This is a genomic window from Pseudoalteromonas sp. UCD-33C (genome assembly GCF_001306895.1).
GTDB lineage: Bacteria > Pseudomonadota > Gammaproteobacteria > Enterobacterales > Alteromonadaceae > Pseudoalteromonas.
This window is the reverse complement of the sequence record NZ_LJTB01000004.1, coordinates 328,972-350,697: the sequence shown is the minus strand read 5'-3', so window position 1 is coordinate 350,697 and position 21,726 is coordinate 328,972. Positions and strand designations below refer to the sequence as shown.

General features: G+C 40.8%; 22 protein-coding genes and 1 pseudogene. 6 read left to right on the top strand and 17 right to left on the bottom strand.

The genetic code is table 11. The annotated features are described in order from the left end of the window. Positions 1-66 precede the first annotated feature (66 nt). Positions 67-498, bottom strand: a complete 432-nt coding sequence (gene ndk / locus AOG26_RS11570; protein WP_036972405.1) for a nucleoside-diphosphate kinase — start codon at positions 496-498, stop codon at positions 67-69. A 241-nt stretch (positions 499-739) separates the two neighbouring features. Between ndk and AOG26_RS11565 the strand changes: the two genes are divergently transcribed. The 3 genes from AOG26_RS11565 (at position 740) to AOG26_RS11555 (ending at position 6,470) form a co-directional block, all read left to right on the top strand. After that, positions 740-1,330, top strand: a complete 591-nt coding sequence (locus AOG26_RS11565; protein ID WP_054562627.1) for a DUF5034 domain-containing protein — start codon at positions 740-742, stop codon at positions 1,328-1,330. A gap of 319 nt (positions 1,331-1,649) precedes the next feature. Further along, positions 1,650-3,035, top strand: coding sequence for a prephenate-dependent tRNA uridine(34) hydroxylase TrhP (trhP, locus tag AOG26_RS11560; RefSeq protein WP_054562626.1), 1,386 nt, complete (start codon positions 1,650-1,652; stop codon positions 3,033-3,035). Between the two features lie 126 nt (positions 3,036-3,161). Then, the gene (locus AOG26_RS11555; protein WP_054562625.1) at positions 3,162-6,470 is read left to right on the top strand and encodes a bifunctional diguanylate cyclase/phosphodiesterase; all 3,309 of its coding nucleotides are present in this window, start codon (positions 3,162-3,164) and stop codon (positions 6,468-6,470) included. 2 nt (positions 6,471-6,472) lie between these two features. Here the strand turns inward: AOG26_RS11555 and AOG26_RS11550 are convergent, their stop codons facing one another. The 5 genes from AOG26_RS11550 to AOG26_RS11530 all read right to left on the bottom strand — a co-directional run bounded on the left by AOG26_RS11550 (position 6,473) and on the right by AOG26_RS11530 (position 10,136). Further along, on the bottom strand, positions 6,473-6,886 hold the full coding sequence (locus tag AOG26_RS11550) for an Rrf2 family transcriptional regulator (protein WP_054562624.1): 414 nt from the start codon (positions 6,884-6,886) through the stop codon (positions 6,473-6,475). 1 nt (position 6,887) lies between these two features. Continuing rightward, positions 6,888-7,808: a DMT family transporter gene (locus tag AOG26_RS11545; protein ID WP_054562623.1), complete on the bottom strand. Its 921-nt coding sequence runs from the start codon at positions 7,806-7,808 to the stop codon at positions 6,888-6,890. Between the two features lie 98 nt (positions 7,809-7,906). Continuing rightward, entirely contained in the window at positions 7,907-8,614 is a 708-nt protein-coding gene (locus tag AOG26_RS11540; RefSeq protein WP_054562622.1) for an AraC family transcriptional regulator, read from the bottom strand. Positions 8,615-8,676: 62 nt separating this feature from the next. Next, a complete protein-coding gene (locus tag AOG26_RS11535) occupies positions 8,677-9,279 on the bottom strand; it encodes a LysE family translocator (RefSeq protein ID WP_054562621.1) in 603 nt (200 codons plus the stop codon). Between the two features lie 26 nt (positions 9,280-9,305). After that, on the bottom strand, positions 9,306-10,136 hold the full coding sequence (locus AOG26_RS11530) for a helix-turn-helix transcriptional regulator (RefSeq protein WP_054562620.1): 831 nt from the start codon (positions 10,134-10,136) through the stop codon (positions 9,306-9,308). A 263-nt stretch (positions 10,137-10,399) separates the two neighbouring features. Here AOG26_RS11530 and AOG26_RS11525 point away from each other — a divergent pair, with 263 nt between their 5' ends. After that, a complete protein-coding gene (locus AOG26_RS11525; protein WP_054562619.1) occupies positions 10,400-11,254 on the top strand; it encodes a DUF417 family protein in 855 nt (284 codons plus the stop codon). Between the two features lie 37 nt (positions 11,255-11,291). Here AOG26_RS11525 and AOG26_RS11520 read toward each other — a convergent pair whose 3' ends face one another. The 7 genes and pseudogenes from AOG26_RS11520 to AOG26_RS11490 form a co-directional block, all read right to left on the bottom strand. Next, a complete protein-coding gene (locus AOG26_RS11520) occupies positions 11,292-12,176 on the bottom strand; it encodes an alcohol dehydrogenase catalytic domain-containing protein (protein ID WP_054562651.1) in 885 nt (294 codons plus the stop codon). A gap of 60 nt (positions 12,177-12,236) precedes the next feature. Continuing rightward, positions 12,237-13,043 (bottom strand): annotated as a pseudogene (gene dkgB, locus AOG26_RS20965) (2,5-didehydrogluconate reductase DkgB); the annotation flags it as partial. Positions 13,044-13,052: 9 nt separating this feature from the next. After that, the gene (locus tag AOG26_RS11510) at positions 13,053-13,955 is read right to left on the bottom strand and encodes a TIGR03571 family LLM class oxidoreductase (RefSeq protein WP_054562618.1); all 903 of its coding nucleotides are present in this window, start codon (positions 13,953-13,955) and stop codon (positions 13,053-13,055) included. A gap of 168 nt (positions 13,956-14,123) precedes the next feature. Further along, a complete protein-coding gene (locus tag AOG26_RS11505) occupies positions 14,124-15,326 on the bottom strand; it encodes a low temperature requirement protein A (RefSeq protein ID WP_054562617.1) in 1,203 nt (400 codons plus the stop codon). 12 nt (positions 15,327-15,338) lie between these two features. After that, positions 15,339-15,704, bottom strand: coding sequence for a hypothetical protein (locus tag AOG26_RS11500; protein ID WP_054562616.1), 366 nt, complete (start codon positions 15,702-15,704; stop codon positions 15,339-15,341). A 9-nt stretch (positions 15,705-15,713) separates the two neighbouring features. Further along, positions 15,714-16,262 (bottom strand): redoxin domain-containing protein, encoded by a 549-nt coding sequence (locus AOG26_RS11495; protein ID WP_054562615.1) that lies wholly within the window; start codon positions 16,260-16,262, stop codon positions 15,714-15,716. Between the two features lie 9 nt (positions 16,263-16,271). Continuing rightward, positions 16,272-16,853 carry an NAD(P)H-dependent oxidoreductase gene (locus AOG26_RS11490; protein ID WP_054562614.1) on the bottom strand — a complete coding sequence of 194 codons (582 nt, stop codon included), beginning with the start codon at positions 16,851-16,853 and terminating at the stop codon, positions 16,272-16,274. Between the two features lie 127 nt (positions 16,854-16,980). Here AOG26_RS11490 and AOG26_RS11485 point away from each other — a divergent pair, with 127 nt between their 5' ends. Both AOG26_RS11485 and AOG26_RS11480 read left to right on the top strand, forming a co-directional pair. Continuing rightward, positions 16,981-17,337 carry a winged helix-turn-helix transcriptional regulator gene (locus AOG26_RS11485; protein ID WP_054553546.1) on the top strand — a complete coding sequence of 119 codons (357 nt, stop codon included), beginning with the start codon at positions 16,981-16,983 and terminating at the stop codon, positions 17,335-17,337. Positions 17,338-17,358: 21 nt separating this feature from the next. Next, on the top strand, positions 17,359-17,544 hold the full coding sequence (locus AOG26_RS11480; protein ID WP_054562613.1) for a hypothetical protein: 186 nt from the start codon (positions 17,359-17,361) through the stop codon (positions 17,542-17,544). A 311-nt stretch (positions 17,545-17,855) separates the two neighbouring features. Here the strand turns inward: AOG26_RS11480 and AOG26_RS11475 are convergent, their stop codons facing one another. From AOG26_RS11475 to AOG26_RS11460, 4 genes are all read right to left on the bottom strand, one after another. After that, entirely contained in the window at positions 17,856-18,917 is a 1,062-nt protein-coding gene (locus AOG26_RS11475; protein ID WP_054562612.1) for a fatty acid desaturase family protein, read from the bottom strand. Next, complete coding sequence (locus AOG26_RS11470; RefSeq protein ID WP_082401615.1) at positions 18,914-19,957, bottom strand: flavin reductase family protein; 1,044 nt, start codon at positions 19,955-19,957, stop codon at positions 18,914-18,916. Before AOG26_RS11470 ends, AOG26_RS11475 begins: the two co-directional genes overlap by 4 nt. A gap of 414 nt (positions 19,958-20,371) precedes the next feature. Beyond that, the gene (locus AOG26_RS11465; protein WP_054562611.1) at positions 20,372-20,584 is read right to left on the bottom strand and encodes a DUF2061 domain-containing protein; all 213 of its coding nucleotides are present in this window, start codon (positions 20,582-20,584) and stop codon (positions 20,372-20,374) included. 362 nt (positions 20,585-20,946) lie between these two features. Continuing rightward, positions 20,947-21,684, bottom strand: coding sequence for a DUF4198 domain-containing protein (locus tag AOG26_RS11460; RefSeq protein WP_054562610.1), 738 nt, complete (start codon positions 21,682-21,684; stop codon positions 20,947-20,949). Positions 21,685-21,726: the final 42 nt, after the last annotated feature.

The following is a 21,726-nucleotide window of genomic DNA, read 5'->3' as shown; positions in this document are numbered from 1 at the left end:
AATGACTAAAAAAGGGCCCGAAAGCCCTTTTTCTTCTGCATCACAGACTTAGCTGTGAACTCGAAATTAACGAGTACGTGGGCAGATTTCTTCGTCAGCGAAGAAGTATGCGATTTCACGTGCAGCTGATTCAACAGCGTCAGAACCGTGAACAGCATTTTCGTCGATGCTGTCTGCGTAGTCAGCACGTAAAGTACCAGCTAGTGCTTCAGCAGGGTTAGTAGCACCCATGATTTCACGGTTTTTAAGTACTGCGTTCTCACCTTCAAGAACAGTAACCATTACTGGACCAGATGTCATGAACTCAACTAAAGCACCGAAGAAAGGACGCTCGCTGTGCTCAGCGTAGAAACCTTCAGCTTTTTCTTTTGAAAGGTGAACCATTTTAGCTGCAACGATTTTAAGACCCGCAGTTTCGAAACGGTTGTAGATAGCACCGATGTGGTTTTTAGCAACTGCATCAGGTTTTACGATTGAAAAAGTACGCTCTAAAGCCATCTTTATGCTCCAATAATTTTAAATTTAAAAGGTTAAATATTAACGGGCGCGAATTATACGCGTTTTACGTGAAAATTCCTAATTTAATTAAATAGTCATTTGATGGCATTTTCATGAACCCTAACCATGTATAGCAACGCGGGTATAAAGTGTGAGCGAATTTTAGCAGTTAAGTACTTGTTGTGGGCTATTTTATAGGCAATTATTAACTCAGGAAATGATAAAACTAATAAGGACAATAATGAAAAATCTTTTACTGACTAGTTTATTTGCAAGCTGTTTAGCTGGCTGTAATTCAGACTCAAACGATGAGCTTGAGTGCTCTCCTTACCCCATTGCAATCGATATTAATAATTATGTTGTAACCCCAGAGCAAAGCGCAGCTAATACAGCACTCGCCTATGATGCCTATACCATTAAATTAGGCGGTGTTGGTGAAGGTGTTTATAGTGAAGGAAATGAGCCCGACCCTAATAAAGAGTATGCAGAGTGTGCTATCCCAGCTGTGGTACTAGGGAGCGCGAATACCATTACAGCTATTAATATTTACTCAAGCGCTGATTACAACAATGAATTCACCGCGGGTACGAGTTTAAATAGCGTGTTTGATATCACAGAGATGTTTGTTAATGATTTTGATTATTACAGTGATGGCAACTATGCCAGTGTAGAAGACTTCACAAGCGTATTCCCCACTATTGCACCTATATTTATTGAACTAAAACCTAACCAAGCTCCTGAAATTGAAAGTAGCCATATTTTTTATATCGATATTAGTTTTGCAAACGGCAAAACCTTTGCGCTTGAAACTGAAGAAGTGCTGTTGTTGTAGTTTTTGTAATCAAAAAATCACATTTAGCATATAATATAACTACATAATTATTAAAGAATATATGTTGTAGCTTTTTTGGCTGTTAACATTAGCAAATCCAAACCAATTACCCTGGATAGTTAATTGAGTTTGATCTAAAAAGGTGGCCATAGGATTGGTCACCTTTTTTCTTTTTATTGGCACACAGCTTGTTTGCTGAGTTTTCACCAATCATGATCTAGATCAATAAAATTACTGGGCAGGTTATTATACTGCCGCGCTTCATTATCGTATTAATTCATGCAACCGACTTGTACTCGGTTCGATGTGTGGAGCTTTCATGTCGTCACCTATTTTGACCCCTCGTCCTTTTACGCCTGAGTTGTTATCACCTGCGGGTAGTTTAAAGAATATGCGTTATGCCTTTGCCTATGGTGCAGATGCCGTTTACGCTGGCCAGCCTCGTTATAGCCTTCGTGTTCGTAACAATGAGTTTGACCTAGATAATCTGCAAGTTGGTATCAACGAAGCCCATGCGCAAAATAAAAAGTTGTATGTGGTGTCGAACATTGCTCCTCACAATGCCAAGGTAAAATCGTATTTACGCGATATTGAGCCTGTCATTGAGATGCAGCCAGATGCGCTGATCATGTCTGATCCTGGGCTTATTATGTTAGTGCGTGAAAAGTGGCCAGATATGCCTATTCACTTATCTGTGCAGGCCAATGCGGTGAACTATGCCACAGTGAACTTTTGGGCTCAGCAGGGTATTGAACGAGTCATTTTATCGCGCGAATTATCGCTTGAAGAAATCGCTGAAATTCGTGAACTATGCCCAAATACAGAACTTGAAGTGTTTGTTCACGGTGCACTTTGTATGGCGTACTCTGGCCGTTGTTTGCTATCGGGTTATATAAATAAACGCGATCCAAATCAAGGAACGTGTACCAATGCATGTCGATGGAACTACGATGTGAAACCAGGCACCGAGAATGAAACCGGCGAAATGGTGCATAAAATTGACCCTAAAGCGGTGATCCCAACCCTAGGTGATGGTGCACCAAGTAACGAAGTATTCATGCTTGAAGAGCAAGGGCGCCCTGGTGAGTACATGCCTGCTTTTGAAGACGAGCATGGCACTTACATTATGAACTCAAAAGATTTACGTGCAGTTCAATATGTTGATCAACTGACGAAAATGGGCGTGCATAGTTTAAAAATTGAAGGCCGTACCAAGTCTTTCTACTATGTTGCTCGTACTGCACAAGTGTATCGTAAAGCCATTGATGATGCCGTTGCTGGCCGTCCATTTGACGCAAACTTATTTAAAACTCTTGAGAATTTAGCGCACCGCGGCTACACCGAAGGGTTCTTAAAACGCCATGCACATCAAGACTATCAAAACTATGAGTACGGTCATTCGGTATCAGATAAACAGCAGTTTGTCGGTGAAGTATTAGGTCGCAACGATAATGGCTTAGTTGAAATTGATGTTAAAAATAAGTTTTGTACTGGTCATTCACTTGAGCTTATGACACCAAAAGGCAACATCAACTTTAAGTTGGATTTTATGGAAAACAAAAAAGGCGAAGCCATTAGCGATGCAAAAGGCTCTGGTCATATTGTTAAAATTCCTCTGCCAGAAGATATCGATTTAGATCACGCAATCTTAATGCGTAATCTAGATGCCGACCAAGATACCCGTAATCCATTCAAAAAAGCATAATAAAAGATGCGCTAAGTCATACTTAGCGCATTGATCTCATCTTTTTTTGGTATTTCACTGTCGTTACTAGCTATTTTTACTATTCTTTTTTCTAAGGGTAATAATTAAACATAGTCAAAAACTATAGTGAAATACGTTGTTCATCCATCACATCATAAAGAGCTTTTACACACAGTACCTTATGTTGCGGTAGGGGTATTGCTGCTGGCTATTGTCTTACTACTTGAGCGATTAGGGCTTATTGCTGCTATTCCTTTTTATGTAGCAATGCATACGAGCGTCGAATTGTTCTCAGTTGTGATCTCGTTTTTAATTTTTGCAATTGGTTGGAACACCTGGCATTTCACCAATAACTACAAACTGTTATTACTTTCTTGCACCATGTTGTGCGTTGCCATTTTTGATTCATTGCACTTTTTAGCTTTTGACAGCATGCACGAAGGCAATGCAGACATGAACTTGGTATTAAGTTTTTGGCTCATTGCTCGGTTATTTAATGGAGCTGCTTTTTTAATTATTGCAGCAGGGATTTGGGTTAAATATAAACCGTTAAATGCGCGTGCCTTACTTACCTCTTTACTGCTTTTTAGTTTGTTTATTGCAAGCTCTCTTTTTTATTTTCCAGGTTTACTGCCAGACATATACATAGAAGGAGTCGGTGGTAGCCATATTAAGTTTTTAATTGATCTACTTGTTTTAGCGCTATACGGTGCCGCTGTTTTGATGTTTTCGACACAACTTCGTAAGCCCAGAACAAATTTAAATATTGCCGGTAAAACATTAGTTTGCCTATTAGCTATTTTAAGTGAGGCCTGTTTTGTGGTGTCTAATGATGCGTCGCATACCACCAACACCTTTAATTTTTTTGGGCATGTATATAAAGGGCTCACCTACTTTTTACTGTATAAAATCCTCTTTGTTGAAACTGTAACTAAACCGTATGCAGCACTAGATAACTCCTCTAATCAGTTAAAAGCAACACTTACTGCACTGCCAGACTCTGTGTTTGAGCTAGAAAAAGACGGTACTTTTCGCGAAGTCTTCAGTGATAACTCCGATAGCCATGTCTTTACTAAAGCGATGGTTGGGCAAAATATTAGTAGTATGTTTGAAAAATCTGATGCGCAAGATTTTATGCGCACGCTAATGGAGGCAAAAAAATCAGCTGTTTGTTTGGTCAATACCTTACCCATTAGCGTAAATGGTTGGGTTATTCATTTTGAATTTTCGATTACCTTGTTCGAACACGATAATGATGGACCAACGTATTTAGTAAACGCCCGCGATGTGTCGGATAAAGTTGGGCGTATGGCGGCACTTGCTCAGCAAAGTAAATTTAATAGGGGTTTATTACAGCTAACCGAAATTTCGTTTCAAGACGATCAAGATGTGTTGTTGAATTATGCTGTTAATCAAGCCCTCGAAATTACCAATTGCGATGGCGCAGCCTTGTTTATTTGTAACGAACAAAAGCAACATGATTATCGAGCCCAGAAAGGTAATGTTTTTGATGTGTGCACTGAAAAGTTACAAGGCAAAATTGCGGCAGGGCAAGCTGTCATTGTTAACCGAAAACATGCGAAAGAATACGGGTTACCTGGCGACTCTAACTCATTGTTAGTGGTGCCAGTGATACGCCATAGTCAGTGCCATATGGCCATTATTTTGCAGCATCAAAGCAAGGTGTTTAGTGTACAAGATAAAAACATGCTAACGGTTTGGGCTGAGTCAGTGTGGCAATGGTTTCATAAAATTACTCTAAACAAACGCATGCACATATTGTCTCAAGCGGTTGAGCAAAACCCACACCCCATTATGTTTACCAATACAGATGCAAAAATTGAGTATATGAATCGCGCTTACCTCGATATGTGTCAGTACGAGTATGATGAACTAATAGGTCAGAGCCCGCATAAAATCAGTGCCGGTCAAACTGAACCAGCTGTTTATCAAACAATGTGGGAGCACTTAAAAAATCGAAAAGCCTGGGTGGGTGCTTTGGTTAACATGACCAAGCACGGTAAGGTGATTGTTGAGCAAACGACCATTTACCCAATAATGGATAAGCAAGGGAAGGTAAGTAACTACATTTCGTTTCAGCATGATGTAACCAAAGAAGTCGAAAGTGAAACCCTCATACATCAACTTTCTTATTTTGATCAGCTAACGGGGCTTGCAAACCAAGACAAGTTGCAGATGGAATTTGAACAAACCATTAAGCTTCAAGCAGATACAAAAGCAGCCTTTATTTTAATTGGTTTAGATAACTTTAAAATTCTCAATAAAGCATTGGGTATGGCAAGTTGCAACCTAGTGTTACAAAGCTTGAGTGCGCGAATTTGTAACTTTATGGGTGAGCATATTATGGTTTCACGGCTGCAAAGCGACCGCTTTGCATTTATCACGCCCTATACCTCCACCGGCGCTATAAATAAGAGCAGCCACGATTTATTAAAAGTGATCAGTGAGCCACTTACAATAAATGATGAACTCATTGTTGTTACAGCATCGGTCGGGGTTTCCTTGTTTCCAATTGATGGTAAAGAATTTGAGCCCCTATTGCAAATGGCTGAATCAGCGATGTTTGAGGTTAAGCGGTTAGGTAGAAACAATGCGTTATTTTACGCCGAAGAAATGAATAAATCTGGGCTTAGGCAATTACAAATCATCAATGCTCTTAATTTTGCCCTTGAAGATAATGAGCTTTATTTAGTCTTTCAACCGCAAATTGATATTGCCTCAGGTGCTGTGGTGGCTGTTGAAGTATTATTACGTTGGCACAGCGAAACATTAGGCAATGTATCACCTGCTGAGTTTATTCCCATTGCTGAAAGCAGTGGCCTCATTAGCAAAATTGATGACTGGGTATTCGAAAATACTGTTAAAACAATTCGCCAGTGGCAAGATGACAATATGCCAGCAATGACCTTTGCAATAAATCTATCGGCAACGAAGTTTGTTAAAAAGCAGCTGCTTGGTGATTTAATTTCGGTATTACAAACTTACTCTATTGAGCCTGAATGTATTGAACTTGAATTAACGGAAACAATTGCCATTGGTAACCCTCAGTTTGCTTTAAGTACGATTACTAAACTGCGTGAAGCAGGGTTTAAAATGTCGATTGATGACTTTGGCACAGGCTACTCATCAATGAATTACTTAAAAGACTTTGCGCTTGATAAGCTCAAAATAGACAAATCATTTATTGATGATTTAGAAAACCCCAGCGATGCTGATAAGGCAATTGTTAAAGCCATGATTGATTTAGCCAGCGCGTTAAATATGGAGTCAATTGCTGAAGGCGTTGAAAGCGAGCAGCAGCTGAACATACTGAAAGAGCTTGAGTGTTCTCAAGTACAAGGCTATTACTTTAGTAAACCCCTGCCAATTACAGTGTTGTATAAGTTTGTGAAGTCACCAAGTTTTTCAAGGTAAGCCTACTTTTTAAATTGACTGGCAAGCTCTGCAAGCGACACTTCAGCAAAACGTTTTAATAACAGTGCTTCTGCGTCATCCATCGCATTTTGCAGGGCGCTGTTAACTGCATGCTCAATAGGGCAGTTGCTGTGCTCATCGGTTAGACCAATTACAAATAGGTTCTTTTCGCCAAGCGCTTGGTGAATATCAAATAAAGTGATGTCTGTTAAGGGAGTGGCCAGTAGCCAGCCGCCATTGTGACCTTTTATTGCCGATACATAACCCGCTTGACGTAGTAACGCCATAGTACGGCGTACAACCACAGGGTTGGTCATTAACATGTTTGCTAATGTCTCTGATGTAACAGGGTGGCTGTAACTGTTTAAATGGATCAGCACATGTAAAACCCGCGATAGTCGGCTGTCTTTTCTCATCTTAAATCGTCAATATGCGTTTTTTGCAGTGTATCACGAACTGCTTAATATTGACCGTTTGAATTACCAAACTAACGCCCACTAAACCAATTCCAAGCCAGCCAATTTGCTGAAATTGCTCATTTAAAATAACAATAGCCAGTACGGTGGCGATAATAGGCTCAAGTAAAGTAATGAGCACGGCTTGGCTCGCAGCTATGGTTTTTAAGCCAATACTAAATAGCCAATAACCTAAAAACATTGGCACTATGGCCATGTAAAGCGCCACGCTGGTATTAGTAACTGTGGCAAAAAGCGTATCTCCAGTGATCAATAACGAAGGCAAGAGTACACATGCAGCGCCGCCAAATAGGCTTGCCATAGTCGCTCTTGAATGAACGCCGTTGCTAATTAAACGTTTGGCAACCCATGAATAGCCCGCATAGGTAAGCCCTGCAATTAAGCCAAGTAAAATGCCGATGTTTTGGCTAAACAGCCCCTTAGCAGCAGAGTGTGAGTCTTTGCCTAACGCGATTAAGCAAATGCCTACTGCACCAAAGCAAAAGCTGACTAGCCAGCGAGTTGCAAAAGGCTTTTTCTCAATTAAGTATTCCAATAAGACGGTAAATAAAGGGGCGCTGGCAATCGAAACAACAGTGCCAATTGCTACGCCAGCGCTATTCATTGAGGTATAAAATGCTAGAGGATATATAGCCACACAGGCTGAGCCTAGTAGGGGTAGAGGGTAATGCTTACGCAGTGTACTCGCATTGTTTATTAGCTGAGTTAGTGAGGTTAGGCAAAGTAATACCCCGCCAAATCCCATCGCAAAGGCTCCTATTGCAAAAGGGCTTATGTCTGGTGCAAAGCTTGCGGCTGTACCCGTTGTGCCCCAAAACACACTGGCAACTAAAACGGCAATGGTCGCGATGGTATGGTTCATTGGTGATTCGCTTTAAATTTAAGATATCAAAAGCATAATCAGAATTGATGTGCAATTTTTGACAAAAAGGACGGTTTTGTTGACGTTAAAAACTAAAGTTATTTTTTGAATTTACTTGGTGATAAACCAAAGTACTTTGAAAAACTGCGGCTAAAAGACGAAAGCTCATTGTAACCAACTAACTCACTAATACGTTGTAACGGATAGTCGGTATGGCTGAGTAAGGCTTGGGCTTTTTCCATTCGCTGTTTGGTTACATAGTTCATGACAGTCAATCCGGTTTGTTGCTTAAACAGCAACTTAAATTGCGTTGGGCTTAAACAGGCAATGCTGGCAAGGTGTTTGATGTGAAGAGCAATGCTTAAGTGACTGTCAATATAAAGCAGTGCCTCGCTAATTCGGCTGTCGACCTTAGGCTGCATAATTTGCTCAGCTAGCAGCAAATCGAAGGTGTTAAACATGGCAAGTTCTAACTCATTATTAACCGCTTGCTCAAGTTGCTTTGCCACAAACTGCAAAAATGCCCAAAGTGATTGATTAATAGCAAACACGCAGCGCTCAGCAGTGGCCAGGTTATCTGGTAGCTTTGGCATATCGGCCACCACGAACCGGGCTTCTGGCATTGCGGTAAACAGGTGCGTTTGCGAGGCTTTGACAACCACGCATTCACCGGGGGCGACTTTACCTTGAAAATCACCCACACTAATAGCAATCACACCTTTTAAAGGCAGTACAAGTTGATGATAGTCATGGCTATGACTAACAGGCTTAGTACTGTAAGAGCGAATAGATAGATTGCCTTGCATCGTTTTGTGATAACTGTTTGCTGAATAAGGCTATTATGCCTGTTTGCTCGGGATGATCAATTTTAGGCCATTAACGGGGTCAGCACATGCTCGTAGGCAATCATTAGCGCGACATAAACCAACAAAACAGCCATCAGTTTATTAAACACATTAAAAACACCCGGTCGTGATACTTGTTTGCCAAGCATTAAGCCAGCTAACGAGTAACTTGTAGGAGCACCAAAGGCAAGAATGGCTAAAATAAGAGACCAAAATACGATTGCAGCGCCGGTAATATCCACGCTTGGGAACTGAATCGTAGCAATTGGCAAAGTGGCCACCAAGGCTTTTGGATTTAATAGCTGCATAAACAGGCCATCGAAAAAGCTAAGAGAGGTATCCCCTGAGGTATCACTCACCTGTACTTTTGCTTTTGCGACCTTCCAAGCAATATACAAAATATAGCCGCAACCAATTAAGCTCACATAAGGCAAAAACTGCGGGTTGATCACTTGTAAGCCAAGGTAGCCAAGCAGCACAAATAAGATAAACATCGCGCTACCCACGCCGATAAAAAACCCAAGGTGTGAACGTGTTTGTTTATTTAAGCCACTGCTTAAACCGAGTAAATTGATTGGCCCTGGGGTGTACATAATGCCAATAGCATATGCAAAAATATCTGCCATAACAGCTCCAAATCAGTAATTTAGCTCTATCTACGAGCCCATTGCAGTTGAAATTGTTTTGGTGTCATACCGAATACTCGTTTGAAGTTACGATTGAGGTGACTGGCATCTGCAAATCCAGATTCAACCGCTACGCTGGTGGCATCGCGGCCAACTTGTAACGCTCTACGGGCATAATTAATACGACAGTTCAAAACATATTGATGTGGAGTAATACCGAAGTGCTCGCGAAAGCGGCGGATAAAATGAAACTTCGACATAGTGGCAGCATGGGCAATGTCATCAATAGAGATGTCATTGTCGATATTTGCCAAAATATAGTCTTTTGCGCGCAGTAGTAAGCTATCAACACGGGTGCTTAAAGCCGGTAAATCAAGGCTTCCGTTGAGCCTTACTAAAGACTGCGCCATTTGCAGTAGTGCAGCTTCTCGCTCTATTTTGCTCGTGCAATCTGTTTGTAAAAGCCTTGATAAGTGAATCACTTGATTACGCAGTAATGGATCAGCATATAAGGTGTTTGCCATACGTAATGTGCAATCTTGCTTATATCCTAGCGCTTTGAACAAAGGCTGAAATTCATCGGGATGAATATACAGCATTAGATACTCTAGGTTTTGCTCAGTGCCAGAGTGACCATCGTGAATATCTTCAGGGTTAAACAAAATAACATTGCCAGGTACGCTTTTATAAAACGCATTACGACAAAAGAAATCTTGCCGCCCCTGTAGAGTAATGCCAATTGAATACTCTTCGTGAGCATGCTTTGCATAGGTAAAATCACTCATAGTCGCCGTCAACATCGAGATGCTCTGATGCTGTTCGTTGTTGATGTACTTAAAGTGATTGTCTTTGCTCACAGATGCTCCTGAAGGTTGTGCGCTTCGTTATTATTCCTACGCCAATATAGCGAAGCAGGCAACCTAAAAACTTGAACAAAATTGCTTATATTGAGTTATACCGATTTCTTTTTTCCTAAATAACAGCAAATAGTGTCGATTTTTTCTCGGTTTTTCAGTTGCCTAGATAAACTAATACTCAGACTTTTCTTGTATTTTATTTAATTATGAATGTTTTTACCCCTAACTAAGGTCTTTTAAACAAGCAGTAGAGAGGGGTTTAAATGAATTTACGTACATCAAATAATTTAGTGGTTGCAATTATCACCATCAGTTTTTCGTTATTGGGCTTGTCTTTTATCTTGGGAGCAAACCCCAATGCCATTGGCAGTATCTTTTCATTTTATAAATTAGACGCTCAGGTGCCAGCTCATATCATGAGTATGCTCGCAGGCTTTGCATTTTGCTTTGTTGGCATTACCAGCCTTCATTCACATTTAGGGTTTCTTAATAGAGCGCTTCCGACCATCACTGCATTTGCTATATCAATGCTTTGTTTGATTACGCTGTTTGGCGCTAATCGTTGGCTTGCAAGTGAAGGGGGCTTTCCTGTAATTGGGTCGGGGCAGGGGATCATTAAGTATTTTGCTGTTATTCCGCTGTTTTTATTTGTGTTTTATAAAGATGCTTTGAGTGATAAAGCGCATATTGCTTTAAATTATGCATCGGTGGCATTAGTGTTGGTTTGGATTGGCGCCATGAAGTTTTTTGCTTTTGAAGCAAATGCGATTGTTAGCCTTGTTGAGTCTTCACCGTTTATGTCTTGGTTGTATATTGTTTTTAGCGTGCAAGGAGCATCAAATGCGATTGGCATATTTGATATTTTGAGTGTGGCGCTGTTAGGTGTTGGCTTATTTATCAGAAATGCGAAACTTATTTTACTTGCAGGACTAGCCTGTTGCTCGGTATTTATCATGACACAAACATTTTTAATTACCGCACCTAATGCGCTTAGCAGCGTTACAGTGTTTGAGCGATTAGGTCAGTTTGTAATTAAAGATCTGTGGTTTATAGCGAATTTAGTGATTATTTATCATTTAGCTGTATTCAACAATACACCTAAAGAAACAGCAGAATAAAATAAAAAGGCCTCAGAAGAGGCCTTTTAAATGATAACTAAACAACTACAACGGCTTTTTGCTTTTGAACTTTAGAAAACTCAAGGGCATCGTTGAGATTGTTAAATTCAAAGTCAGTGGGTTCTTCAACATTTAAAGTACCCGACGCAATGTCATTAAGGAGCTTTTCGCCATCACTTACAAGACGTTGCCATTGCTGTGTATCACCATAATCGTGTAATGCACCAAGGGCAATTTCATGATAAGAAATAGTGCGCGTGAATGGCTCATCGACTGGTGTTTCAATGCGTCCTAAAATACTGATCACATGACCATTTGCCTGTAGAAGTGGCACTAACTTTTTAGCTTCTTCAGGACCATTAGCATCAAAGAGTGCAAAGTAGCCACCCTCAGAAGGCGCGTCGCGTAATACTAACTTAACGCCAAGCTTTTCGGCTTGCTCAGTCGTTAGGCTTTTTGATAAAGCATGTACTTCAAAGCCACTGTGATTCAGCATTTGTGTAAGCAGTTTATTAACAGCTCCCATGCCGGTTACTAATACTTTTTCATCTTTGCGTAATGGTATTTTGCTAAAAGCTTGCCATGCAGTAAGCAGTGGGCAAGGTAATGCAGCAGCAACATTAGCAGCTAACCCTTTTGGCACCTGCATAACACGCTCTGCATAAAGTACTGTGTGTTTAGCAAAGCTACCGTTTTCACTCAAACTATGATGATAAGCGACTGTTTTACCGATTAGTTTGCTATCGACACCATCGCCTACCTGCTCAATAACCCCAGCACCGTCTACGCCAGGTGTATGTGTATCTGTCCAATTAATAGGATCAGCTTGAATAAACTTCCAATCAACTGGATTGATGCCAACCGCTAGATTTCGGACTAAAATTTGCCCTGCTTTAAGTGCTGGTACAGCTTTTAATCCCAAAGCGAGTGCTTTATCAGCACCTTGAAACTGCCAAGCATGAGTTGTCTTTACTTCATCATGATCCCAGTCAGGAGCAAAATCCGGGTTTGCTTGCCTGTCGCCGCAACTAAGGGCATCAATTTGATTGATCTCGTCTTGGCTTAAGCTAAACGAAAGGGCTTTTAAGTTGGTAGCCATATTTTCGCGTTTGGTCGATGACGGTATCGTCACCATGTCATGAGCTAATTCCCAAGCAATGACCACTTCAGCGGTGCTCACTTGGTGTTTGTCTGCAATCGCTTTAATGGTTGGATCTTTAAGTACTTTACCTACCGCAAATGGCATATAGCCAGTAACGAGAATGTCGTTTTGCGCACAAAAATCACGTACTTTTTGGTTGGTTAGGTAGGGGTGAACTTCAACTTGATTGGTAAATAACGCGCCTTTTGGCAAAATACTTAAGGCTTCTTCCATTTGTGCAATGGTAAAGTTTGAAACACCAATTTCTTTCGTTAAACCAAGCTCTTTTGCTGATTGTAACTCGGTTAAATACTCATGCATGCTTTCGCCATTGGCTGGGCTTGGCCAATGAATAAGCAGTAAGTCGACGTGATCTAGTTGTAGTTTAGTCAGGCTCTCTTTTACGCTGTTAATAAAGTCCGTTTTATTTAACTTATCATTCCATACTTTGGTGGTAATAAATAACTCACCACGTGCAACACCACTGTCTTTAATCGCTCGGCCAACAGCTTCTTCGTTACCGTAAATTTGCGCGGTGTCGATGTGTCTAAAGCCCTCTTCAATAGCTGTTAGCACACTTTGATATGCAACTTCGTCTTGTAATCTAAATGTACCAAAACCCAGTTTTGGCATAATTGATTGTGACATCATAACTCCTTAATTATGGAACTTGGGCAAAACATGTTCGCCGATGTGCTTTAATGCCCATTCGATGGGTAATTCGTTACGTCTAAAATGCAGGCCAATGTGATTCACACCGGCATTTTTCATTGCCTTTAGCTCTGAGATGAGTCCGTTGACGCCTGTTTCAACCCCAAAACGGTGACGTTTTATAGGTGCATCAGGATCATCTAATAAATTTAAATGAATAAAACTAACGTACGGCTTATTACCTGCGACATCTCGCCACAAGGCGACACGCTTTTGATGGTCATCAGGTGTGCCTGGGTAAGCAAGCCAGCCGTCCATGTTTTCGCCAACCCATTGAGGGCTTTGCTGAGCAAGACCTGCTACATAAAGTGGGAAATCTTTCACTTCTGGTAGTAGCTTTTGACCCGCTTCTAAAGGTCGCTTAGGGGCGCCTTTAAGTAGCGAAACAGATTCACGTAGTTGCTCACCACGGCTTGCAAAATCAATATCGAATAAAGGGTATTCAATGGGTCTATCACCACTGGCAACACCTAAAATTAGCCGATCATTACTTAGCGCTTGCACAGTATTTGCTGCCTTTTTAACAAGCCAAGGTTGGCGCAATGGCAATACAACCGCTGCGGTGCCAAGTAATATATTCTTGGTTTTAGCTGCTAAATAGCCAAGGTAGCTGAAAGTTTCATAAACTTGGGCAGCATCACCAAATTGAGGGTCATAAATCGGCACGTCGCGAACCCATGCCGCAACATAGCCAAGCTCATCAGCAAGTTGAACACGTGATTCATGGTTAGCTAAATCAGGGATCCCAAATGATTGATTTGATTGTTGTTTGAAATTTGCCCAGTCATTATCAAGTGGAAGTTCAACACCAATTGAGAATGGCTTATGTGCTAATTTATCAAAACTCATTATGACTCCAAACTTTAAGGGGCATAGCTAAGCGAAACTTAACAATTTAATGCGGCCCTGAAAGTGATTTATGGTTAAGTAATGAGGGTATTGTGGCGCTAATTTTTTTGCGAAAAACAGCAGGGATAACAAAACACCTTTGTTGTTTTTGCAAAGGTGTTTTAATCTTTATGAATTAGCTTCTTCTTTTGAAAGGGTAAAGTATGCGCGAGTGACTGGGTAGGCAATTTGTGAAATCAGTGCAGTGCCCCAAAGTATGTTGCCAATGAGCGAAGGTACATGAGGTAAAATAGGAATAGTAACCAAAGCGAGTATAACGCCAAACATTCTTACTTTAGCTGTTGCAAAACGATGCGCTACACGGTGTTCGATCATTAACTGGATCCACAATAAACTCAATAAGTAGCCTGCTAACCCTACACAGCCAATGACCCCATATTTAAGTGGGTAAGGTTGCCAAAACCCAGCTTTCACTTCGCCGGCGAGTGCAACGCCAACCATAACTGCACATAACATTAAAAATAGGTGTGCTAACCACCAACTTACGAGTGTCCATTTATGCTGATTTTTAGGTTTACCATTGCCAACAAAGTCAAAGTAAATCCAGCATTGCACAAATACTGCAATACCGCCAAACATAAAGTTAGCTAGTACAGAGGGGTCGACTTTATAAATTCCTTTTTCTGATAAAGTAATCACCAATTTAAAGAAACCTTCGCCTAAGACAATGAGCAGTAAAAGGGCAAAGCGCTCAGACATATGCCCAAGGCGTGGTAAAAAACGTTTATTTTCAAGTACACCAATTTTTGGAGCCATATATAAAACTTGGATAGCGGCAATCGCAGTGCCAAATACCCAATAACTATAGGGTGCAGGCATAAAAGCTGTGGTTGCGAAGATAATGGCAAGAGCAAAGTAGTTACGGCTCACACTGCGTGCTAATTTTGTTGATTCGATCCCTAATTGATTGGTGCGATGAAATAAATACGCTGTAATAAGTCGGTTAGCTGCATAGGCCAATGCAAAATATGTCCAGCCTTTGTCAAGTACATGGGGAATAGAGGCTGCCATAACCATGGCGGTGACAATTTGGCAGGCCATGATCAGCCGATGTTTTACATCTGTACTGACATAGAGTGAGTTAAAAACGCTGGAGTCAGCCCACGCGAACCATACGGTGATGAATAAACCTGCAAAAGTAAGAAAACCACTTAAATGTAAGTGGTCGCTTAAAAAATTACCTAGCAGAAAAATGATTACCACATGAATAAGGTCATAAAATAATTCAACCCAATGAACATGGTCATGTGAACTTTTTAAATCTAGGTGATGCTTAGGTAAGCGCCACATAGGGTGGTTTTCTAATGCCATAATTGCTCCTACCTATTTGCTCTCAACAATAATTGCAGTGATGGTGGTTTCACCTTCATTTTTGACTTGGTGAGTCCATGCGTCATGCCACATCACATAGCCATTGGGGATCTCAAGTGTTGTTTGTGACTCTTTTGTACTGATGGTTGCCTTACCACCTGTCTCAAAGTAGACAGTTTCAGCATTATGCTTATGCCAATTATCTTGCTCACCTGGTGCTAAAGTCATACGCAAAACAAGTACGTCACTGTTATCTAGCAATACTTCATAGTGATTAGGTGAAGCAATATGTGCATGGGGGAGTTGTGCTGAAAAGGCATGTGGCGAGCACATTATTATGCTCACCAAGCCAATCAGCAAAGTTGTAAATTTGCTCATGGCTACTCTCTACTTATGCATACCGCGAATTGGGTAGTTATTTTTTGGATCGCGTATCCAGTTAAGCCCACTTACCAAGGTTGCTAAATCAGGTCTTACAAATGGGTTATTAGAATAATCAACCACATGTACATTACCTTGCTCGTTAACCACAAACAGTGCAGGCTCTGCGAAAGGGTGATCTGTTTCTTGCGGTGAACGGGGATCAGATATGTAAGTACCTAATGTTTTCATTTGCTCTGTAGTCAAACCGTAAACAAGTGAAAATGACACTGATAACTGCTCTAAATGCGCTTCTAACTGCTCTTTGCTATCGCCTGAAACAGCAATTACATCAACACCCGTTTCTAATAGCGCAGCTTTGTACTGCTCGAGGCTGTTTAAATAGCGAGTACATAAAGGGCAATGCTTACCACGATAAACAACAACAAGCTGCCAGCTTGCACCGTGTTGAGGTTGACCAAGAACAGTCTTTTCACCATTCAAAAGTGCAGCACTAATACTAGGAAATGCACTGCCCGGATGGAGTTTATTGCTATAAACAGATTCGTTACTCATGAGTGTTCCTTAAAAGTTATCGTTTAAGTGTTTTTCAAAGCGCGCAAAGTCGCTCTCGATGTCTGCATTTTTCATCACGTCATAACAGGCGAAAGTAGGTAACGCTTGCATACCGAAAAATTTAAAGTTCATATGCATTGGGAAAACAAGGTCATCAACACTTTTACCTTCAAAAAAGTCAGCGGCATCTGCAAATGATTCTGCAGGTGCATTTAAGGTCAGCGACATCATATATTGAGTGTTATTTAAGGTGCCGCCTTTACCGTAATTGGCTTTTGGATTGTCTTGATGGCGACCATCACCATGGCAAAGCGCTCCACCCATACCCGCGGTGTACACTTCATCCATGTATTTTTTGAATGACCAAGTCATGCCCATCCAATTAATAGGTGATTGCAAAAAGACGATATCTGCCCATTGATGGTTCTCAAGTTCAGTTTCTACATCAAATTCGTCTTGTGTATTAACCACACGAGTTTGATAGCCTTTTGCTTGAAAAAAAGCGTCGGCTTTTTCGATTAAAGCAGCATTTAACTTACCTTCAGAAAAAGGGTAATAGTGATGCGCGTTAAGAATTAATACGTTTTTCATAGTTGAGTATCCGTTTGCTAATTACTTTATCGTGTTCAAAATATATTCCGTGGTATATAATAGTAACCTGGGTTATTTAATCAACCAGTCACCTTTTTGTAACTAGGCTGAAAAACGCGAGGTTGTTTTGGAAAGTTCAGTAGAAACAGATAGTAAGGGTAGAAAAAAAGTTTTAAATGCTTGCATGGAGCCGTGTGCTATTGAAAAAGGCATGCGTTTGATTGGCGGTAAATGGACGGGCTCTATTATCTATCATTTAAAAGATGGCCCTGTGCGCTTTAATGATTTAACGCGTATGCTGGGTGGGGCAAGCAAAAAGATGATCGACCAGCGCCTAAAAGAGCTTGAAAGTAGAGCGATGATCACCCGTCATGTTATTAGCACCCGCCCGATAGCAGTGACCTATGAACTTACTGATTTTGGCCGCTCAGCACTGCATATACTCGATGAGTTACGGGTTTGGTCTGAATCGAATGAGATTTAATTAGCTTAGAGAGGGCAGGGAATGCATAAGGAACAATTTGGAGAGGTTGAATCAATTAAAAAGCCACCTCATTATGAGGCGATTCATCAACTTGCGCTTGATATTGTTAATGCTAACAATAAACAACAAGAGTGGGTGGCGTACAATCAAATAAAAGAAATCTGCGACAAGTTTGCAGGCACACCGCTTGATCATCCGTTTCAATAGGAAACGCTCGCTGACTTTACCTATCAAAAGCCAGAAGTTGCACTTAGCTATTATTTCAAAGCGCTAGAGCTAGCAACGTTACTCGAACTAGAGGATTATTTAGCGTCGATTAATTTTGCGATTGCAGAGAATTACCTAGAGAAAGCTGATAAGGCCCTAGCGCTAAACTTTGCCAATACAGCTTTAACTTTCACGGAACAAACAGCAGATGATGAATTACAGTTAGAAATTAACGAACTGATTCTCGAAGCTAATTCCTTGCCATAAAATTATTTATAAAAAAGCCAGCGCTATGCACTGGCGTTTATCAATTACGGAAAAGAGTAGCGCACAATTCGTTTTACGACAGAAAAGTACTGGCGAAAGAAGCCGCCGGTATTGTAGTGGATACCGTGTTCTTTAAAGATAGCTTGTACCTTAGGGGCAATTTCGCGGTAGCGTTTTGCGGGTAAATCGGGGAATAAGTGATGCTCTATTTGATAGCTCAAGTGCCCAGTCATTACATGAAACAGGTTACCGCCTTTGATATTTGATGAGCCCAACGCTTGGCGGTAATACCACTGACCTTGTGATTCATTTTCGCAGTCTTGCTGGTTAAATGTTTCAACTTCACCGGTAAAGTGCCCGCAAAAGATAATGGTTGAGGTCCACAGGTTACGTAATAAATTAGCCGCTAGGTTGCCCGCCAAAACCCACAAAAATAAAGGCCCAGCAATCAGTGGAAAGAGCAGGTAGTCTTTCACTAGCTGGCGCGCACCTTTACTAAAAAAGCGCTTTTTCAGTTCGCTGTGCGGTACTTTGTAATCGCGGTCATCTTTTTTCTTGCCAAAAAATACTCGCTCGGCTGCCATTTCATGGTACGACACTCCCCATTGGAACAGCACACTGAGTAATAGGTAAGTAACAAATTGCCATAGGTTTTTTACCCGCCAACGAAAGTCATTCGATAAGCGAAGTAATCCATAGCCAAAGTCGCGATCTTTACCAATAATATTGGTATAGGTGTGGTGCTCGTAGTTGTGAACACGGTTCCAACTAGCCCCATCGCACGCTATATCCCACTCGTAAGACTTTGAATTTATGTATTTATCATTCATCCAGTCGTATTGGCCATGCATCACATTGTGGCCAATTTCCATGTTATCGAGGATTTTTGCTGTGGTTAAACTAAGCACACCCACTAGCCATAAAACAGGCTGAATAAAGCCTAGCATTAATAAAACTCGGCCACCCCATTCAAACACTCGCTGGCAAACAATAACGCGGCGAATGTATTTTGCATCTTGCTCACCGAGTTTTGATTTTACATCTGCTTTAACGCTATCGAGTTGAGCTGCTAATTTTTCAAAATTGACTGTTTTTGTTGTGTTCATGCTGATAACTCCACGTCACTGACAGGTTGCGATATGCAAAGTTGAATTAATTGCTCTGAGCTATCAGAGAGCTCACCGGTACGAATATCACGCACGATGCCTTGCTTTTTAACGCATTGGCATTGATGGCAAATTCCCATACCACAGCCAACTGACACCGGTTGTTCATTCGCTTGTAAATGAGTCAGTAAGGTTTGTTGGTTATCAATAGTGAATGTTTTGCCCTGATGAGTGAGTGTTAGTTCGTGCTTATCAGAGGTTGCTAAAACAGCAGGGACTGCACTGAAATGCTCACTGTCGATAGGCGTATTTAATTGCTTAGCTAAAGCGGCTGCTTGCTTATACAAAGCTGCTGGGCCGCACACTAACCAGTGTTTATGCGCATTTGTTGTCAGCCATGTCGTCGCATCACCATCTTTGTTGCGCTCAAGTAAGTGATAATCAAAATTGCTCAGCGATTGCTTTAGTTGCTCAAGTTCATCTTTAAGCCAGTGGCTGTTCGGCTTTGCATAATAAAGCAGGGTTATAGTTTGTTTGCTATCAGCAGGTATTGATTTAAGCATGGCTATAAATGGCGTAATGCCTGAGCCACCGGCAAGCATGATTAAAGAACGCGCGGTATTTGGCATAACAAACTGGCCTTTAGGCTCAGAAATATTAAGCCATTGCCCTGGCCTCAAGTTTGTTAGCTTTGACGTAAATGCGCCGCTCTCTTGGCTGCGGATCAATAAACGAATTTGTCGCTGCTGCCTTGCCAGTTGTGGTTCGCTTGCGATGGTAAATACACGCGTTAGCAGTCGACCATTCGTTTGTATTGTTAACGCAATGTGCTGGCCTGCTTGATGAACTGGCCATGTTTTTTCTGGCTCAATAATCACCTCAACGCTTTGTTCAGCAAACACCTGTACATGTTTTACTTGTGCACGGAAGTAGCCTTCGCGCCAGCCAGGTTTAAAGCACTGAACCACCGGCTCCCAGTACCCAGCCCATGATTGATGATGCAGTAAATGTTTTGATAATGAATTTAATAACGCTCTCATTTTTCGCCTATAGCTTACAGCTGTACGCTCACTTGGCGTACGAGTGTAAGCTGAAAAGCGATAATTGCAAGCCTAATTTGAGTATTAGCTCTAAATTGGAGGGCATTAGCTCGCTATTAAGAGTTTATATTTAATAAAATATAGTTAAATGGATTGCTATTTTTTCCTTTAAATTCATAGTTATATACTTATTTATTTAGCGTGGCTTGGCATGTATCTAAGGAGGGGAAGCCTTGCACTCTTTTACTAAGAATAATCAAAAGGCTCATTAATTTCGGTTATTAATTAAAAACAGTTTTAGCCGTTTTGGTCTGAAGCTCTGCCACCGGCTCTAGTGGCAAAGCTTAATTTACAGTTCGAGGTGTAATATGGGGATATTCGTTGGTTTGTGAGCCAATTTAATCTAGTTAATTCTTATGCAAACATTATCCCATCTGAATCTTGTTTAAAGTTATTCTGAGTTTCAACTTTACGCCACACTTTTTCGTGAAAGTAAAACGCAACAGTGTTTACAGCTGGCTCAACAATAGCAACCAAGCCACCAATTAAAAAACTACCGGTTAAAAAATAAGTCACTGCAAAAGCGATTGCGAAGTGCATCATTGCAAAAGTAACTGTCTTAATCATTTTGAATACCCTAACTCTCATAATTTGATGATTTTAGTATTGCTCATTATTGTTCATCTTTAAAATGGAATAAAAAGATTGTAGTGATTGATTAAATGGAATGGTGGGGCTCGGTTTTACTTGTGAATTTTCAAGTTGAAATGTGCACCTTAACGTAGAAGTTTAGAACTGTTCGTAAACATGCTTTCTACTGTAATAATTAAACTTGTAATTTACAACAACACTAGGTGAGGCTTAAGTGCAGCGGAGGAGTAGCGTGCTACTCACTTATTTAAAGGGCCACTAAAAGTGCATAAGGGCCTAGACTTATTGTAAGTCTAGGCCCACAAAGTTTTGTTTGAATATAAGTAGCTAATTAAAAACTACTCTTCAGCATGGGGTAAAACAAATGAAAGTGTTGCTAAGTGCTTGGTCTTATCAAATACAGCGAGATTGGTACTTTTTTCATCATATATTGCGGCAACTACGTTTAAACCTTGATTACGTAGTGGCAATGTCACTACGCCTTCATGATTGCTTATCAGAGGCTTTTGATCTGGGTCGTTCACAATATCATTAATCACTTTAGCGCCTTGAACTGCCTTACCATTAAATATTATGCGATAACTAACCAATGCACCTTTTTGATCTGAAAAGCTCTCACCTATTGGGATAATTTGTAACTGTTGTTCTTTAAGTTGAGGAATTTCTGTAAGAGGGCCACGCAAGTGTACAGCATGTTTTTTTGTATGCTCGCTTAAAACTGCATCAGGGATTTGATCACGGCCACTAGCAAACCATTTACCATCTTTAGTTTTGCTCCATAAACCGTTATCTAGCATTCCTGTAACAGCATAAACCGTGTTATCGCTCAGTATCATCATATGTCCTGACTCAACAAGTTTTACACTTTGTTTTTGCCAATTTTTGTTATAGCCAGTAACTGTTTTAACTTTGTCTTGGCGCTTAACGGTGTCTAAATCTTGTGCGCCTTCACCATATATCAGTGCTAGTTGTGATGAGCGCTCAGCAAACCATATTGCATGTGCTTGTGTTTTTGCGGTGTAAATGCTGGAAATTGATATAGCTAATGTAATGCAGGCTAAAGTAACTTTGTTCATTTTTTTCTCTAAGTGTTTATAAATCGAGCGTTGATTTAAGTT

Bases quoted from the DNA above. Each gene is read 5' to 3' on its own strand.
- AOG26_RS11475 (WP_054562612.1), bottom strand. From the start codon at position 18,917: ATGAACACAACAAAAACAGTCAATTTTGAAAAATTAGCAGCTCAACTC.
- AOG26_RS11510 (WP_054562618.1), bottom strand. From the start codon at position 13,955: ATGAGTTTTGATAAATTAGCACATAAGCCATTCTCAATTGGTGTTGAA.
- AOG26_RS11540 (WP_054562622.1), bottom strand. From the start codon at position 8,614: ATGCAAGGCAATCTATCTATTCGCTCTTACAGTACTAAGCCTGTTAGT.
- AOG26_RS11550 (WP_054562624.1), bottom strand. From the start codon at position 6,886: ATGAGAAAAGACAGCCGACTATCGCGGGTTTTACATGTGCTGATCCAT.
- AOG26_RS11565 (WP_054562627.1), top strand. From the start codon at position 740: ATGAAAAATCTTTTACTGACTAGTTTATTTGCAAGCTGTTTAGCTGGC.
- AOG26_RS11460 (WP_054562610.1), bottom strand. From the start codon at position 21,684: ATGAACAAAGTTACTTTAGCCTGCATTACATTAGCTATATCAATTTCC.
- AOG26_RS11545 (WP_054562623.1), bottom strand. From the start codon at position 7,808: ATGAACCATACCATCGCGACCATTGCCGTTTTAGTTGCCAGTGTGTTT.
- AOG26_RS11495 (WP_054562615.1), bottom strand. From the start codon at position 16,262: ATGAGTAACGAATCTGTTTATAGCAATAAACTCCATCCGGGCAGTGCA.
- AOG26_RS11470 (WP_082401615.1), bottom strand. From the start codon at position 19,957: ATGAGAGCGTTATTAAATTCATTATCAAAACATTTACTGCATCATCAA.
- trhP (WP_054562626.1), top strand. From the start codon at position 1,650: ATGTCGTCACCTATTTTGACCCCTCGTCCTTTTACGCCTGAGTTGTTA.
- AOG26_RS11535 (WP_054562621.1), bottom strand. From the start codon at position 9,279: ATGGCAGATATTTTTGCATATGCTATTGGCATTATGTACACCCCAGGG.
- AOG26_RS11490 (WP_054562614.1), bottom strand. From the start codon at position 16,853: ATGAAAAACGTATTAATTCTTAACGCGCATCACTATTACCCTTTTTCT.
- AOG26_RS11500 (WP_054562616.1), bottom strand. From the start codon at position 15,704: ATGAGCAAATTTACAACTTTGCTGATTGGCTTGGTGAGCATAATAATG.
- AOG26_RS11465 (WP_054562611.1), bottom strand. From the start codon at position 20,584: ATGATTAAGACAGTTACTTTTGCAATGATGCACTTCGCAATCGCTTTT.
- ndk (WP_036972405.1), bottom strand. From the start codon at position 498: ATGGCTTTAGAGCGTACTTTTTCAATCGTAAAACCTGATGCAGTTGCT.
- AOG26_RS11480 (WP_054562613.1), top strand. From the start codon at position 17,359: ATGCATAAGGAACAATTTGGAGAGGTTGAATCAATTAAAAAGCCACCT.
- AOG26_RS11505 (WP_054562617.1), bottom strand. From the start codon at position 15,326: ATGGCATTAGAAAACCACCCTATGTGGCGCTTACCTAAGCATCACCTA.
- AOG26_RS11525 (WP_054562619.1), top strand. From the start codon at position 10,400: ATGAATTTACGTACATCAAATAATTTAGTGGTTGCAATTATCACCATC.